This is a genomic window from Pseudoalteromonas luteoviolacea (genome assembly GCF_001696455.1).
Classification (GTDB): domain Bacteria; phylum Pseudomonadota; class Gammaproteobacteria; order Enterobacterales; family Alteromonadaceae; genus Pseudoalteromonas; species Pseudoalteromonas luteoviolacea_C.
On the sequence record NZ_MAUJ01000001.1, the window covers coordinates 542,247 to 556,502 of the forward strand.

At 38.9% G+C, this 14,256-nt stretch carries 14 protein-coding genes; 4 read left to right on the forward strand and 10 right to left on the reverse strand.

The window, feature by feature from the left end:
* Nucleotides 1-8: 8 nt before the first annotated feature.
* Entirely contained in the window at nucleotides 9-347 is a 339-nt protein-coding gene (locus A7985_RS02350) for a DUF3703 domain-containing protein (protein ID WP_065788822.1), read from the reverse strand.
* 313 nt (nucleotides 348-660) lie between these two features.
* On the opposite strand from A7985_RS02350, the gene A7985_RS02355 reads away from it, so the two are divergent.
* Together A7985_RS02355 and A7985_RS02360 are read left to right on the forward strand one after the other, a co-directional pair.
* Nucleotides 661-1,614 carry a tyrosine-type recombinase/integrase gene (locus A7985_RS02355; RefSeq protein WP_065788823.1) on the forward strand — a complete coding sequence of 318 codons (954 nt, stop codon included), beginning with the start codon at nucleotides 661-663 and terminating at the stop codon, nucleotides 1,612-1,614.
* Between the two features lie 22 nt (nucleotides 1,615-1,636).
* Nucleotides 1,637-2,884, forward strand: coding sequence for a beta-eliminating lyase-related protein (locus A7985_RS02360; protein WP_065788824.1), 1,248 nt, complete (start codon nucleotides 1,637-1,639; stop codon nucleotides 2,882-2,884).
* On the opposite strand, the gene A7985_RS02365 is transcribed toward A7985_RS02360, so the two are convergent.
* From A7985_RS02365 to cyoA, 8 genes are all read right to left on the reverse strand, one after another.
* On the reverse strand, nucleotides 2,865-5,177 hold the full coding sequence (locus tag A7985_RS02365) for a tetratricopeptide repeat protein (RefSeq protein WP_065788825.1): 2,313 nt from the start codon (nucleotides 5,175-5,177) through the stop codon (nucleotides 2,865-2,867). The two genes, A7985_RS02360 and A7985_RS02365, sit on opposite strands and share 20 nt — an antisense overlap.
* 474 nt (nucleotides 5,178-5,651) lie before the next feature.
* Nucleotides 5,652-6,140 carry a hypothetical protein gene (locus tag A7985_RS02370; protein WP_065788826.1) on the reverse strand — a complete coding sequence of 163 codons (489 nt, stop codon included), beginning with the start codon at nucleotides 6,138-6,140 and terminating at the stop codon, nucleotides 5,652-5,654.
* Complete coding sequence (locus tag A7985_RS02375; RefSeq protein WP_065788827.1) at nucleotides 6,137-6,742, reverse strand: SCO family protein; 606 nt, start codon at nucleotides 6,740-6,742, stop codon at nucleotides 6,137-6,139. Before A7985_RS02375 ends, A7985_RS02370 begins: the two co-directional genes overlap by 4 nt.
* A gap of 4 nt (nucleotides 6,743-6,746) precedes the next feature.
* On the reverse strand, nucleotides 6,747-7,631 hold the full coding sequence (cyoE, locus tag A7985_RS02380) for a heme o synthase (RefSeq protein ID WP_065788828.1): 885 nt from the start codon (nucleotides 7,629-7,631) through the stop codon (nucleotides 6,747-6,749).
* A 1-nt stretch (nucleotide 7,632) separates the two neighbouring features.
* Nucleotides 7,633-7,971, reverse strand: a complete 339-nt coding sequence (cyoD, locus tag A7985_RS02385) for a cytochrome o ubiquinol oxidase subunit IV (protein ID WP_065788829.1) — start codon at nucleotides 7,969-7,971, stop codon at nucleotides 7,633-7,635.
* A complete protein-coding gene (gene cyoC, locus A7985_RS02390; protein ID WP_063357668.1) occupies nucleotides 7,971-8,591 on the reverse strand; it encodes a cytochrome o ubiquinol oxidase subunit III in 621 nt (206 codons plus the stop codon). Before cyoC ends, cyoD begins: the two co-directional genes overlap by 1 nt.
* Before the next feature lie 16 nt (nucleotides 8,592-8,607).
* Nucleotides 8,608-10,644 (reverse strand): cytochrome o ubiquinol oxidase subunit I, encoded by a 2,037-nt coding sequence (cyoB, locus tag A7985_RS02395; RefSeq protein WP_065788830.1) that lies wholly within the window; start codon nucleotides 10,642-10,644, stop codon nucleotides 8,608-8,610.
* Nucleotides 10,634-11,482: a ubiquinol oxidase subunit II gene (gene cyoA, locus A7985_RS02400; RefSeq protein ID WP_065788831.1), complete on the reverse strand. Its 849-nt coding sequence runs from the start codon at nucleotides 11,480-11,482 to the stop codon at nucleotides 10,634-10,636. The genes cyoB and cyoA overlap by 11 nt, the downstream gene beginning before the upstream one ends.
* A 249-nt stretch (nucleotides 11,483-11,731) precedes the next feature.
* Here cyoA and A7985_RS02405 point away from each other — a divergent pair, with 249 nt between their 5' ends.
* On the forward strand, nucleotides 11,732-12,247 hold the full coding sequence (locus tag A7985_RS02405; protein WP_065788832.1) for a hypothetical protein: 516 nt from the start codon (nucleotides 11,732-11,734) through the stop codon (nucleotides 12,245-12,247).
* 93 nt (nucleotides 12,248-12,340) lie between these two features.
* On the opposite strand, the gene A7985_RS02410 is transcribed toward A7985_RS02405, so the two are convergent.
* Nucleotides 12,341-13,525 (reverse strand): quinone-dependent dihydroorotate dehydrogenase, encoded by a 1,185-nt coding sequence (locus tag A7985_RS02410; protein ID WP_065788833.1) that lies wholly within the window; start codon nucleotides 13,523-13,525, stop codon nucleotides 12,341-12,343.
* Nucleotides 13,526-13,679: 154 nt separating this feature from the next.
* Here A7985_RS02410 and A7985_RS02415 point away from each other — a divergent pair, with 154 nt between their 5' ends.
* Nucleotides 13,680-14,255, forward strand: a complete 576-nt coding sequence (locus A7985_RS02415; protein ID WP_065788834.1) for a hypothetical protein — start codon at nucleotides 13,680-13,682, stop codon at nucleotides 14,253-14,255.
* Nucleotide 14,256 lies beyond the last annotated feature (1 nt).

Consider the following 14,256-nt stretch of genomic DNA (forward strand, 5'->3'; position numbering starts at 1 on the left):
ACAATAGTTTATTTATCCAGATATTTTTGCAAGTCATCAGGGATAGGTAAAGACTTGAAGGCATTGATATTTGTTCCCCCTGTATTCCCATTAGGCACCCATATTCTTGAAAATATGAGTGCTGCTACAATACGTGTACACTGGCCCATGACTTCGTCAATACTTTTAGTCTTAATCCCAACCTTTAACATCCACCAGTGGCTATTTATGTGAGCAAAGGTGAACTTTTGTCCGAGAATATGCGCCCTTTCTAGGTGATAGAAGCAATCTTTAAATTGTTTATGCCTATATAGAGATTTAGCATTGGCCATCTCTTGTTCATATGCAGTTTTCAGTTTTTTCCTCATAGCTAGCCTCTCATATTTATTGAATTATTGGCTGAAATACTACAAATCGAGGAGCCATTAAAATTGAATAAACTAGCTATGCTTTTCAAATAGGCCTATTTGTATAGGTGGTAAATGCATGCCAGTAGGAATGCAAAAATACCTCTATCGAATCTTTATAAAATCTACCTAGCCCGTAACTCAGCCGTTCCTTGTTGGTTAAAGTTAAAAATCAGCTTAAATAGACAGTATTGCTGCATTTACACGTTTATTGTTGTTATTAATGCACTTTTTAGGGGAGAATATGTAAGCCTTTAAGTTTTATGGAGTTTTCATGGTTGTTCGAGAGGCCTGTCGACATTTCCTTTTACATTGTCAATATGTTCGCAAGTTATCGCCGCATACGTTAAGAGCTTATGAACGAGACTTAGATACCTTTGTGACGCTGGTGGACGAGAAGAGTGTTTTAAATATAGATAAACATCACCTCAAGCTTTATTTGTTTAATTTACATCAAACCGATCTGGGGATTCGAAGTATTAAGAGAAGAGTTGCTTGTTTGAAGTCTATGTTTCGTTGGCTAGAACAAGAAGAAATCATTACCAGTAACCCGATGTTAAAAGTTGATACTACGCTGAAAGTCCCTAATCAATTGCCTCGCAATATTCCCAAAAAAAATCTAAGGAAGATGCTAAAGACGGCAAGAGAAGAGCTTGGCTTGACGAAAGGGCAGGGCTATGAGCTGCAAAGTGTTGGTGCTTTAATTAACTCAGCAAAAGATTTGAACAAATTGACTTGCGTACTATCGCTGGAATTACTATTTGCGACTGGTGTACGTGTAAGTGAATTAGTAAGCATAGAGATGAACCATATCATGCAAAAAGAACGAAAGGTGAAAGTACTTGGAAAAGGGCAAAGAGAACGCTTTGTATTTCTGCCAAGTATAGAAATATTAACACTACTTAATACTTACACCTCCGTGCGAAGCAAATTAGAAATCGAAAGCATATTTTTACTCGTGAATAGCCGAGGAAATCAAGCATCGCCGCACTTTGTTCGTAAACTACTGAGAGAGACAGCTGAAAAAGCAAGTATAGATAGAATAACTCCGCACATGTACAGACACTCCTCGGCATGTCAATTATTAGAGTCGGGTGTTGATATTCGATATGTTCAAAAATTGCTCGGACATCAAAGCATTTTGACGACTCAACTCTATACGCATGTTAACGATAATGAGCTTCAAAAAAAGATAACTAAAGCAAATATAAGGAGTTTTATTGCATAAAAAGTAACGATAACTAGGAATTATGTATCTATTAAAGAAATATCATGGAGAGCGTTTCTCCCAAATAAATAAAGCGATTGAACAGCTCTCTGATCATATAAATGGCAGAATAAACCTAATAGGCTCTTCTACATTACCGTTCAAAGAAGTCTGTGATATACAAAGCCTTCCAGCGACTTCTTGCAGAGTGGAAGGCCACTTGGACAGTCGCTTATTCCCAGACACGCAATCAATAGATACAGCAGAGCAAGTGATTTGTGAAAAGCTCCGCGAGCTTCTTAATCTAAATAATGAATGTGGGATAAGTAGCCATCCTCACTCAGCAACTCAGGCTAATCAAATAGTTTATCATTCGCTATTATCAGAGGGAGATAAGGTACTTTCGTTATCTATTTTAGATGGAGGGCATATTTCGCATCGTTATTCTTTACCAAAGGGAGTAACTGTAATCGATTTTCCTGTTGATAACGGAAAAATCAATTACAAAAAGGTACGTTCACTTATTGCTAGAGAAAAGCCAAAGCTTATTACTGCAGGCAGCACTAGCTACCCCCTTGAAATTAATTTTAAGAAACTAAAAGATGCTTCTGGCGACTTTGATACACTAATTCATGCGGATCTTGCACATACCGCACCGTTTGTTATGGCTGGTATTCACGAAAGCGTGTCTAACTGCGCTGATTTCATTACACTTGATACTAGTAAAAACTTAAGAGGGCCAAAAGGTGGAGTCATTGTTTTTAATAGTAAATATAAAAAAAATATTGAAAAAACTATCTTTCCTAAACTACAAAGCTCACCAAATCAGACCGCTATTTTAGCGAAAGCAATGTGTTTTTCATTATGGGATAAAAATAGTATTTATACCTATGCTAGTAAATTGATTAAAAATGCGAAACTACTCTCTCAAAAATTAAATGAGCTTGGTTTTAACACAATTTGGGACTCGCCCGAGGCGCACATCATTCTGATAGATCTTTCGAACTTTCAATTAACTGGTGTAGATTTTGAAATCGCTTGTACAGACGCTGGTATATTAGTAAATAGAAACCAAGTTCCCGGAGATGAAAATCCTCATTGGGTGGCTTCTGGTGTCAGGATAGGGGTCAGTACAATTACAATTTTAGATTATGATAAAGAAGATATTTCATCCTTGGCGCAAGCTCTATATTCAATAGCAAGTAAAAAAAATACACATAAAGAGATCGTATTTAAGCTAATAAGCAAATACTACAGCGGAATTTCAAAGCTTAATATCTCCAGTGTATAGATGTCATAACGTAAAGGCTGACTTCCTTAAAATCTATTTTTTGATACAAGTAATAGTCTAGTAAATATGCTTTATCTGTATACCCATTTCTAATTGAAGCCATATTACTATTTAAGGCTTCAATTACATATGGCATCTCTATGCCGGTTACTCTCTCTTTCAGCTGAGTGTACTGTTCAAGGGCCTGAAATGGCTTAATTTTATTGCTTATAAATTGGTATATTATTTGATTATTCTTTATTTTTACTCTATCAAGAAGTAGGGAGCTAGGCACCTCATTATAGCTTTCGTATGTGTATTCTACTGCTGCTTTGTAGTTGTTACTTAACGCAGAAGTCACACCTAAGTTAAGAAGAGACTGAAACCTTTCTCTTGATCGACTTACCTTCATCAAACTTTCTGCCTTACTAAACAGGCGAGCAGCGTCTTGCACATTGCCATCCCGCAAGTAAATTAATCCTTCATTATTGAGCATCGTAGATTCTAAGTATGGTGAATATACATCTTTCAAACGTTTCTTTGCTTTGTTGATATTAGACAAGGCTTTGCCTTTCTCAAAAAGTAAAATTGTATTTCTATATATGATTGAATCCGCTTCAGAGAGTACATTACTAAAATTGTGCTCCTCGAAAACTATTCTTGCCTCTTCACTTTTATTTTGAGCCATTAATAAATTGAGTTTATATAGAGTTTTCCAGTCATCTTCTTGTAGTTGCTCAGCGACATTGCTAGCTTCATCATATTGGTACTTCTGAACTAAATACTTGTACTTGTATATAAGGAGGTACTCTTTTCTTTCAGATGATTCTTTGCTTAATGTATTGACGATTTCTAGCCCTTTTGAGAACTCTGAACTTTTTTGCATCGAATCTAGTATGAGTTTAACAATTTCGTCCCCTAAACAGACGATAAGTTTGGATAAAGGTTCGACAATTGCAGAGATGTAGTGGTACTGATTTTGTCTATGTTGACTTTCGATCAATTGAGTTAAAGGCTCAAGGTTAGAAGATATTTCATTAAAATTTTGAAGGCCTACAATACAATGAAGTAAATATGCATGCTCTTCTTCTATTTGATTATTTGTTAAAGAGGCTGCAAATACTTCAATTGCAGATGACCTCACGCTTTCCAGTAAGTCGCTATCTGATAGCGTTTTAATCGCAGATATAACACTCTCATGTCCAGCCCTGAGCCTATCATGACTAGAAGTATTGAGCATCAAGTACTTATTATTGAGTAAGTCTAATAAGCTCTCATCGATATCACTGTAACTAATAGCACCTAGGCTTTTATATATAATACTCTTGGCTAATTCTGTTTTTATTCCACCATCCATTAATGAAACAAGTGTTAAGAACTTTCTATGTATAACAGGTAACTTGTCCAGTGTTGCAATAAATGACTCAATTGCTAGCTCTTGATTTGTTCTTAACGAGTTTTTTACTTTAATCAGGCAGTACTCTATTTCTTTTAGATTACCTTTGGTTTTTATGAATACATCTGAAGATATTTCTCCTAACTTAGTTACGTCACATGAAAGATTTTCTCTGATGAGAGCAAACGTCTCTTTCTCGGTTAAATAATCAAAAACTATGTTTTCTCTATTTTTATTGAAAACCCTGACTGGGTGTACCAATTCAGAAATACGATTATTTGTTCTATCAACAACGATAAAAACTATACTTTCGGGAAAACTAAATATAACCCTTTCAATTAAATTTCTTGTTTCTAAATTTAAAAATTGATAGTTATCTATGGCTACACAAATTGTCGTATCTTTTGATATCCAACTTAAATACTTTTCAAATTCTTCAGCTTCATCTAGTTCTGACTCTTCAATAATTGAATCTACAACTCCTTTTGCTAAAATGGCAGCGCCCAGAACTTTGGCTAGTTTATTCAATAAGTTAACTCGGCTAGAGTTTTTTGAGAGTACTTCAGTTTTAAATTTGTGAAATATGTAGTTAGAGTTTACCTGCACTGGATAAGCGGGTGTGGATTCATACGGAAGTAAAGACAACTCCAAAAATGATGAAAATAACTTTGAGCTTCTATATTCATCATTTGATATATCAATATACAAACTGAGTAAATTTTCTTGCTTTAAATTAACCTCATGCAAAGAAGTCTTTAGAAATTCAGATTTTCCAGTTCCCGAATCGCCACTGATAATTATGGCCCCTCCACGTTTGCTATTTATGCATTGTTCAAAAAAAGAATGGAACTGTTCTTTTTCTTTTTTTCGGCCAACATAATTAAGAGCTGAGCTTTCAGTTGTGGAGGAACTTGGCATTCATAATTCCTAGTTATCGTTACTTTCCTTTAATAGTAATACTCTCTTTTTTTGTATAAAGATTCAACATTGCGACCGTGTTTTAATCAATACCAGTAGCATTTTTCAGAAAATCATCGATTTAAATTAGTAGTATTAGGCGCAGAAGGGCGAGGGACTTAATCATGACGTAAGTGTACAACATTAGGCATTCGTCTAATGCAATACCTTGATGTCCGATTTCGAATACGGCGAGAGTAGAATTCTGAAAGTTGAAACGGTTTAAAAATGCTTTAAAAGGCAATTATGCGCATCTGCAAGGTACGCTGAGTGAAAAAATAGTCAGACATTATGGACTTCCGCATTTTTTGCTTTAAGCATGTTGTGAGGACGCTAGAGAGCCAGCGAGACATTGCAGATATTACTTTTTAGTAGGGGAGTGGGGTATAAAGAAAGTGCAGTACATATATGGGTTACTGCACTTATACCATCGGGTTAAGATGCTGTTTTTTGACGGCTCACTAAGCAATATGAACCATCTTTAGTGCTAGTCATATAACCAATGAACTTATCATCTCTTTTGTGAGAAAAAACATGAGTTTGGTCATTTAACTTACCTTTAAACAGCCATTTTTTGAATACTTCCTCACGTACTACAATACATGGGTTTTTAACAGCAAAGCTTTCTTTGTAAGCAACATCACAGTGACCGCCACTGTGAGACATTGAAAAAATGATGTGGCTTTGTCTATCTTTGTATTCAAGTACACCAGAAACGAGCAAGCTTTCAAAGTCTCCTTTGCTTGTTTGGTTAGAAACAAGTAATCGGTGTTTTTTCTCGCCAATAATATCGCTTGCTAATGCGCTGAGCTCAGATTTACAGTGCGCGACATTATATTTCTCGATAATGGTGTCGATTGAGTTTTGAGCAAAAGCTTGGGTACTCAATACTAGGGAAGTGGCTATAGCCAACTTTAGGGTCATAGCATTAACTCCTTGATTTGAGCTGCAAGCTCATTAGGAGTTGTAGTATGACTCATTGCGGTAATTAAATTACCTTGTTTGTCTATGATGTAAAACCTTGAAGCGTGAGCTACGGAGTATTCCATAAAAGACTCTTCTAGGTTATTGTCATCATAATATACGCCATATTGTGCGCTAACTACTTTAGTCTGCTCAATACTGCCAGTTAAACCAGTGATACGCTCGTGGAAGTAGTCGGTATATTCCTTCATATCTTCGACTGTATCACGCGCAGGGTCTACCGAAACTAGTAAGCCCTGCACCTGATCATGCCCTTGCTTCTCGAGTCGCATAAATGCATTAGTCATTACCGCGAGAGAGTTTGGGCATACCTCTGCACAAGACAAGTAACCGAAGTACATAACGACGATTTTGCCTTTGTAATCAGAGAGCGAAACAGGCCCGGCATAGCTTTGCAGAGTAAAATCACCACCCAATTCATCAAAGGATTTTCTAGTTTCGTTGAAGTCTTTCGTTGTAGTGGCTAAATAAAACCAAACTAAAGCGATAATACCAACTAAAGAAAAAATCCAGTGTAAATAAGCGGACTTAAACTGCTTCATGACTCTACCTTGCTGTTACATATGCGGTTGGATCAATGTGAGCAAAATCTACTGACATCAAGACACTCATAGATGTGATGGCAACAAGCGATAAAATAAATACGCGTTTTGCCCATGTATGGTTGTCCATGCGATGAAAATCAAAAATTGTGCTCAGCAACCAGATCAAACCAATTACCAGCGTAAGAGAAGCAAATAGGGTACCGACGTAATTTAAAGTAAATAACGACAGTGCAAGAACAGTAAAGGCTAAGATAAAGCCAATCATGTGTTTTCTAGCTACTTCAACACCACTAACGATTGGTAATACTGGGATATTTGCATCTTTGTAATCTTTGAATCTGTATATAGCAATCGCATATGAATGCGGAATTTGCCAAATACAAAAGATTGCTAAAATTACAACAGCGCCAATATCAAATTGACCATTTACAGCACAGTACCCCATTACTGGAGGACATGCGCCTGAAATACTGCCTACAAAAGTACCGTAGATAGACTTTCTTTTATAATAAAGCGTGTATAGGCCCACATATACTACAAAGCCTAATACGCCAAAATAAAAGCTCATCATTGATGCATACAGTGCCAGTGAGGCAAAGCCTATACAACCCAAAAGGGTTGCATAGACTAAAGCTTTTGTAACCGAAATCGATTCTAAGAGCGACTTACGGTACTTTGTGCGTGACATTAACTGGTCAATGTCACGGTCAATCACATTATTAAAAACACAACCAGAGGCGATGATACATATTGTACCCACTATCATTGCTGTAAATGTAACCAAATCAATATCACCTTTGGCTGCGAGCACATAGCCCGCAACCGCAGTGATTAAGTTACCAAAGATAATGCCTGGTTTTGTAATTAACAGGTAACTTCTTAACATTTTAATGTCCCATGAGCATGTTGTGATTTAGGTGCTCCATAATCCAGATGGAGCCAATCACAACTATGGCCACTGTCAACACAATAAACGCGGCTGAAGTAGTGTTCCATATTTGCTCAGAAGAAGAGTTCATGTGTAAGAAGAATACAAGCTGTACAAAAAGCTGCGCAATAGCTGTAACTAGGATGATCCCAAGCGTTACCGCTGGAGAAGCCATGTCATACATTACAACCAAAAACGGGATAGCAGTAAGCACTAAAGATAGAAGTAAACCTATCGTGTACTCTTTAACGCTACCGTGAGCTGCACCGCCGCTACCATGTTCGTTAGAATGGCCCATTACATCACTCCTACTAAGTACACAACGCTAAATACACAGATCCAGATGATGTCTAGGAAGTGCCAGAATAAGCTTAAGCAAGATAGTCTTACTAAGTTATCTTCACTAAATCCGTCACGTTTAAAGTGAACGAATAAAACAAGCATCCAGATAATACCACCAAATACGTGTAGACCGTGTGTTGCAACTAGCGCATAGAATGCTGACCAGTAACCACTTGTCTGAGGCGTAGCGCCCAACGTACTGAAGTGCCAGAACTCGTACATTTCTAGGCCCAGGAAGCCCGCACCTAGTAGCAGTGTAATGACCAACCAAGTGATCATGCCTTTCATCTTGCGTTGGTTGGCTTGAAGCATTGCCATACCAAACGTGAAACTACTGAATAGTAGGAACGCAGTACCAACTGCGACTAGATTAAGGTCAAATAACTCTTTTGGTGTTGGGCCGCCAGCGAAGCCGCCACTTAGTACTGCATATGTTGCAAACAGAGTTGCGAACAAAATACAGTCACTCATGATATATATCCAGAATCCGAATATAGTATCACCACCGGTATCATGATGCTCATGATCATCGTGATGATCGTGAGCGTCGTTTGCGATTACGTGATCGTTTGACATAGTTTAAAACTTTCCTCTACTTGCCATTTTTAGCTGCGTGTTCTGCAACAGCTGCCAAGTGCTTTGACTCGATTTCTTCAACTTGGTCTACTGGTACGTAGTAATCTTTGTTGCGATCAAAAGAGTACGCAATCCAAGAAGCTACGATACCGACGAAGCTCGCGATAACCATCCACCAGATGTGCCATACAAAGCCGAAACCTAAAGTAAGTGAGAATGCACTGATCACAAAGCCAGCCCATGTGTTAGAAGGCATGTGGATCTTTGAGTATTTCTCTGGCTTCTCGTAAGCAAGGCCATGCTCTTTCTTGTAATGATGCTCATCACGGTCATGGATCTTAGGTAACTTAGCGAAGTTGTAGAACGGAGGAGGTGACGAAGTCGCCCACTCAAGCGTACGGCCATTCCAAGGATCACCTGTAACGTCCATATTTTGCTTACGGTTCTTGAAGCTAATGAAGCCCATGTAGAACTGTACTGCGATACCAGCTGCAACGATAAATGCACCAATCATTGCGATGATTAGCAATGGAGTCCACTCAGGGTTGTCGTAGTAGTTAAGACGACGTGTCATACCGTTGAAACCAAGGATGTATAGTGGCATGAACGCAACGAAGAAACCGATTGTCCATAGTGCACAAGATAGTTTGTTAAGTTTCTCGTCAAGCATCCAACCAGTTGCTTTTGGCCACCAGTATGTAAGACCTGCGAAGTAACCGAATACTGCACCACCGATAATTACGTTATGGAAGTGAGCAATTAGGAACAAGCTATTGTGTAGTACGAAGTCAGCCGCTGGAACTGCTAGCATTACACCAGTCATACCACCGATTGTGAACGTAAATAGGAAGCTACATGTCCACCACATAGATGCTGTGAACTCAACACGGCCCTTGTACATCGTAAATAGCCAGTTGAATATCTTAACACCCGTCGGGACGGCTATGATCATGGTGGCAATACCAAAGAACGCGTTCACACTTGAGCCTGCGCCCATTGTGAAGAAGTGGTGTAGCCATACAACCATTGCTAGAACCATGATAACCGCTGTTGCCCATACAAGTGATGTATAACCGAACAGACGCTTACGAGAGAACGTAGCTGCAACCTCAGAGAAAATACCAAATGCAGGTAAGATTAGAATGTAAACTTCTGGGTGACCCCATGCCCAAATGAGGTTTACGTACATCATTTGGTTACCACCAAGGTCATTAGTGAAGAAGTTTGTACCTAGGTATCTATCTAGCGTTAGCAGCGTGATAGTTACAGTTAGGATAGGGAACGAAAGAATGATTAGTACGTTTGCACACAGAGAAGTCCATGTGAATACAGGCATTTGCATAAGCTTCATGCCAGGCGCACGCATTCTGATGATAGTAACGAAGAAGTTAACACCCGTTAGTAGTGTACCAATACCTGAGATCTGTAGTGCCCAGAGCCAATAATCGACCCCGACCCAGGGACTGTATTCAATACCTGATAGTGGTGGATATGCCAACCAACCAGTCGCTGCGAATTCACCAAGGAACAGTGAAATGTTAACTAGTAGCGCACCCACTACGAATAACCAGAAGCTCAACGAGTTCAGGAATGGGAAGGCAACGTCACGTGCACCAATTTGTAGAGGTACCACGATGTTCATCAAGCCAACAACCAAAGGCATGGCTACGAAGAAAATCATAATTACACCGTGAGCAGTAAAGATCTGGTCATAGTGTTCAGGAGGGAGGTAACCCGCGCCCACACTGTCAGCCGTTGCTAACGCTTGGTGAGTACGCATCATTATAGCATCCGCAAAACCGCGGACTAGCATCACAATCGCTGCGATGACATACATGATACCAATTTTTTTATGGTCTACAGATGTGAACCATTCTTCCCAAAGGTATCTCCACTTACCCATTTTAGTGATAAGTGCGAATAGGAATAAACCGCCAAGTATTGCACAGATCATTACTGGCAGAATAACAGGGTCATGAACAGGAATAGAATCCCAGGTCAGTTTACCCGTGAGCGGATCCGGATCTGTGATTATGGTAGCTTTACTTGCCATTTTGAACCCCAGTGTATTTCTCTATGGTTTTCTTAAAGTGCAGAGGGTCAACATCCGAGTAGTACACTACCGGATTGTCTTTTGATTTCTCGCTAAGCGCTTTGTAAGTAGGTTCGTCTAGCACATGCTCTGATGCTTTAACTTTGTTAACCCAAGCATCGAAGCCTGCTTGATCTACAGAGTGTGTTTTGAACTTCATACCTGAGAAACCAAAACCGCTGTAGTTTGCAGACATGCCTCTGAAGGTACCTTCTTCAGATGCCATAAGGTTAAGTCTATTCTCCATACCAGCCATCGCGTAAATCTGACTTCCCAATCTTGGAATAAAGAATGAGTTCATCACAGTGTCTGACGTGATTAAAAACTCAACCGGTGTATTCACAGGGATTGAAATTTCGTTGACGGTTGCGATCTGTTGCTCTGGATAGATAAATAGCCATTTCCAATCCATCGCTACAACTTGAATAGTCAAAGTGTCTTTATCTTTACCCAAAGGTTTACGCGGGTCTAAAGTGTGTGACGTGACATATGTGAAGTACGCTAATGCAGCAATGATTAAACAAGGCACAATCCAAACAACAAGCTCGATTTTTGTTGAGTGTTCCCACGACGGCTTGTACTCAGCGTTTTTGTTACTGGTACGATACTTGTACGGGAAGTAAATAGACATAAATAATACAGGGATTATTACAATAAGTAATAAAGCCACAGAGATTATAATCAGGTCTTTCGCCTGTTCACCAATTGGCCCCGCAGGGTCAAAAAGAGCAAGCTCACAACCTGTTAGAAGAAACGCCATCGTAAAAACCATTACGAGTGACAAGGACTTTTTCAGCATATTCAACCTACTTGATATCGCGGGTAATTACCCCATTACCTGCCTGAATAAATTAACGAGATTAATGCAATTGAGAACTGTTTCCATTTACACCCCTCTCGCAGGGGAATGTTATAGGTAAAGTGTCAAAAATTCAAGATTCTATTGACGAGGATCAATACGTTTGAATTTCATTTTTAGATGTTTTTTGAGCGATCTATGTCTAGACTGAAATTAGTGTTGTCAAAAACATAATTACAGAGGGCTGATATGAAGAGACTATTTTATTCTACAGATAGTTTGGACGATGCTGAAAAAATTTCTGATGAAGTTCACGAACTTGGTATCGATGATCACCATTTTTACGTGTTATCACGAGATGAAGACGGCATCAAAACTCACCACTTACATGGATCAACACAAATAGAAAAAACGCAAATTTTGTCTGCAAGAAAAAGAGCAATATTACTAGCTGGGGGAGCTGCACTACTACTTTTTTCGGTCCTGTTTTTTTTCACCGAAGCGGTGGATAAATTTTTGTTACAGGCAATAGGCGCTAGTATCGTTGTTGGATTTATCGTCATGGTGGTCGTCAGGCTAGCAGGCAAATCTTTCGATGAATATTTTCAAATACTGGTTGATGAGCATTTAGATGCCGGCGATGTAATCATAATTATTGATGTTGCTAAGTCTCAAACCCATATTGTTGAGACACAATTAGAAGATCATCCAAAGGCTCAATTTTTAGCTGATAGTTCCAATTTGGCTTCACCTATTCCAGACTAAAATTCAACTATTCCAGACTAAAAATAGTGGTGATATCGTTTCTTTGGAGAAGGTAGTGATATCACCACTCGTAGCATCAACTGTTGGTTGAAATCATGCCGCGGAGACAACGTCCTTGTTTGATTTTTCTTCCTTGACCGGCTTGAGCTTGGGCAGTGGGTTCCTTGATCCTACGGCTTCTTCTATTGAATTAAAGCCGTCTTCTTTCAGTAATTTAACTAAGCCACGATTGATTTCACTAATACTCTGAGGCCCATCAAAGATGAGTGTCGAAATCATATGTAAAATGCTAGCGCCTGACGTGATCTTTTCGTACGCGTCTTTTGCGGTGAATACACCACCAACGCCAATGATAGTCAGTTTACCTCTGGTTCTTCTGTAAACATGCCTTATAACATTTGTTGAAATACGTTGCAGTGGAAGCCCGCTCATAGCACCTTTATGGAAAGGCAGCTCGGACTTAACATATTCTTGGTTAAATTTGGGTTTAGCCAAGTTTGTAAGTACTACGCCATCCATGTTGTGTTCAACACAGGCATCAACAATAATGTTGATTTCTTCAAGCGTCATATCAGCAGCGAGCTTCACGTAAATAGGCCTGCCATCGACTCTGTGTTCATTCACGGCGGTTAAAAGCGCATCCAAGTTACCTTTATCAACGAATGGTTCGCCATCTTGCGTATTTGGGCAGCTGATATTGATTGTGTAGTAGTCACCAATATCCTTAAAAAGCCTCATAGTTTTGGTGTAGTCATCGATAGAGTCTTGTAAATCGAACTCTGGGGTAATGTTCGATTTAGCCGCATTAATGCCAACTTTTAGTTTGCCAAAATTAGCACCTTTTAACCTAGATGAAATTTTTTCAGCTCCTTGGTTGTTGAGCCCGTACCAAACAAGAATTGACTTAGACTTAACCATTCTGAAAAGCCGTTTACCAGGATTTCCCGGGCAGACTTCTCCTGTAAAAGAGCCTAATTCTGCTAACCCAAAGCCAATCGAAGGGTAGATTTTGGTAAGTTCGCCATCTTTGTCAAAGCCAGCAGACAGTCCAAGTGGATTTCTATATTTAATTCCGTCCACCTCAATGTTTAAGCTGCGATGTCCATAATTAAAAAACAACGACGTGATCCATCGAGTAAGGAAGTTAGAGCCCAGGAAAACACCTACGCGTTTAAACATGTAATGTGCATCCTCTGGATCCATTAAGAATATTAACGGACGAGCCGCTCTGTAGAATAGTCGCAAGACAAAGTTACGTATGCCGATGATAAGGCGCATTTTCAACCTCCAAATTTGTCATCGATTGTTGTTGTTAGGTGCTTTGAATAAGCACAGCAAGTAACTCATATTTTTAGCTTATGATCATTAAATGATAATAGCAATAAGAATTGTTATCATTTATAGTGTTCGTTATTCAATCTTGGAGGTGCTGATGAAAAAGCTGATGTTAAAGTTGTTGGGCACACATGTAACTAAGCCTAAAGTGAGTTCTGTCATAAGGCCAATTTGGCAAAGTACAGGTGAAGTGTTTTATTTATTAAATACTTTGCAGCTACGTTATAAGTCTCGATATGGAAGTGTGTCCGTCGATTCCTTTGACATAGATGCTTTCGAAAAAGGTTCAAAGAATCTGCATAAAAAGCTGGTAAGTGAGTTTGGTCGGGAATTTACAATTTCCGTTTGCGCAGTCGGTTGGGAGAAGTTTGGCAATCAAACTCGAGTTAAGGCGATAGACAACGCAGCGGTTTTTAGGTTTAACCAATCTCTAGCGACACAAACTCAAGCGGTTTTTCAGCATCAATTTAATACACTAGATGAAGTAAATAGTAGTGATGTAAACATTTCTCACAGAGCAGATGTTTTTAAATATTATAATATTCAAATAAACGATTTTATAAACCAGTTAAATGAAGCTAACAAACGCATTAACCACAATAGAGTTAAATGTCATGGAATAACCAGTGAGAATTTTCAAAAAGATGTATTCGAGAAGGTTGCTATGGTTTAGC

What these genes read in the sequence shown, in the direction of transcription:
- cyoB (WP_065788830.1), bottom strand. Translation starts at nt 10,644, where the DNA reads ATGGCAAGTAAAGCTACCATAATCACAGATCCGGATCCGCTCACGGGT.
- A7985_RS02410 (WP_065788833.1), bottom strand. Translation starts at nt 13,525, where the DNA reads ATGCGCCTTATCATCGGCATACGTAACTTTGTCTTGCGACTATTCTAC.
- cyoD (WP_065788829.1), bottom strand. Translation starts at nt 7,971, where the DNA reads ATGGGCCATTCTAACGAACATGGTAGCGGCGGTGCAGCTCACGGTAGC.
- A7985_RS02405 (WP_065788832.1), top strand. Translation starts at nt 11,732, where the DNA reads ATGAAGAGACTATTTTATTCTACAGATAGTTTGGACGATGCTGAAAAA.
- A7985_RS02350 (WP_065788822.1), bottom strand. Translation starts at nt 347, where the DNA reads ATGAGGAAAAAACTGAAAACTGCATATGAACAAGAGATGGCCAATGCT.
- cyoE (WP_065788828.1), bottom strand. Translation starts at nt 7,631, where the DNA reads ATGTTAAGAAGTTACCTGTTAATTACAAAACCAGGCATTATCTTTGGT.
- cyoC (WP_063357668.1), bottom strand. Translation starts at nt 8,591, where the DNA reads ATGTCAAACGATCACGTAATCGCAAACGACGCTCACGATCATCACGAT.
- A7985_RS02365 (WP_065788825.1), bottom strand. Translation starts at nt 5,177, where the DNA reads ATGCCAAGTTCCTCCACAACTGAAAGCTCAGCTCTTAATTATGTTGGC.
- A7985_RS02415 (WP_065788834.1), top strand. Translation starts at nt 13,680, where the DNA reads ATGAAAAAGCTGATGTTAAAGTTGTTGGGCACACATGTAACTAAGCCT.
- A7985_RS02370 (WP_065788826.1), bottom strand. Translation starts at nt 6,140, where the DNA reads ATGACCCTAAAGTTGGCTATAGCCACTTCCCTAGTATTGAGTACCCAA.
- A7985_RS02360 (WP_065788824.1), top strand. Translation starts at nt 1,637, where the DNA reads ATGTATCTATTAAAGAAATATCATGGAGAGCGTTTCTCCCAAATAAAT.
- A7985_RS02375 (WP_065788827.1), bottom strand. Translation starts at nt 6,742, where the DNA reads ATGAAGCAGTTTAAGTCCGCTTATTTACACTGGATTTTTTCTTTAGTT.
- cyoA (WP_065788831.1), bottom strand. Translation starts at nt 11,482, where the DNA reads ATGCTGAAAAAGTCCTTGTCACTCGTAATGGTTTTTACGATGGCGTTT.
- A7985_RS02355 (WP_065788823.1), top strand. Translation starts at nt 661, where the DNA reads ATGGTTGTTCGAGAGGCCTGTCGACATTTCCTTTTACATTGTCAATAT.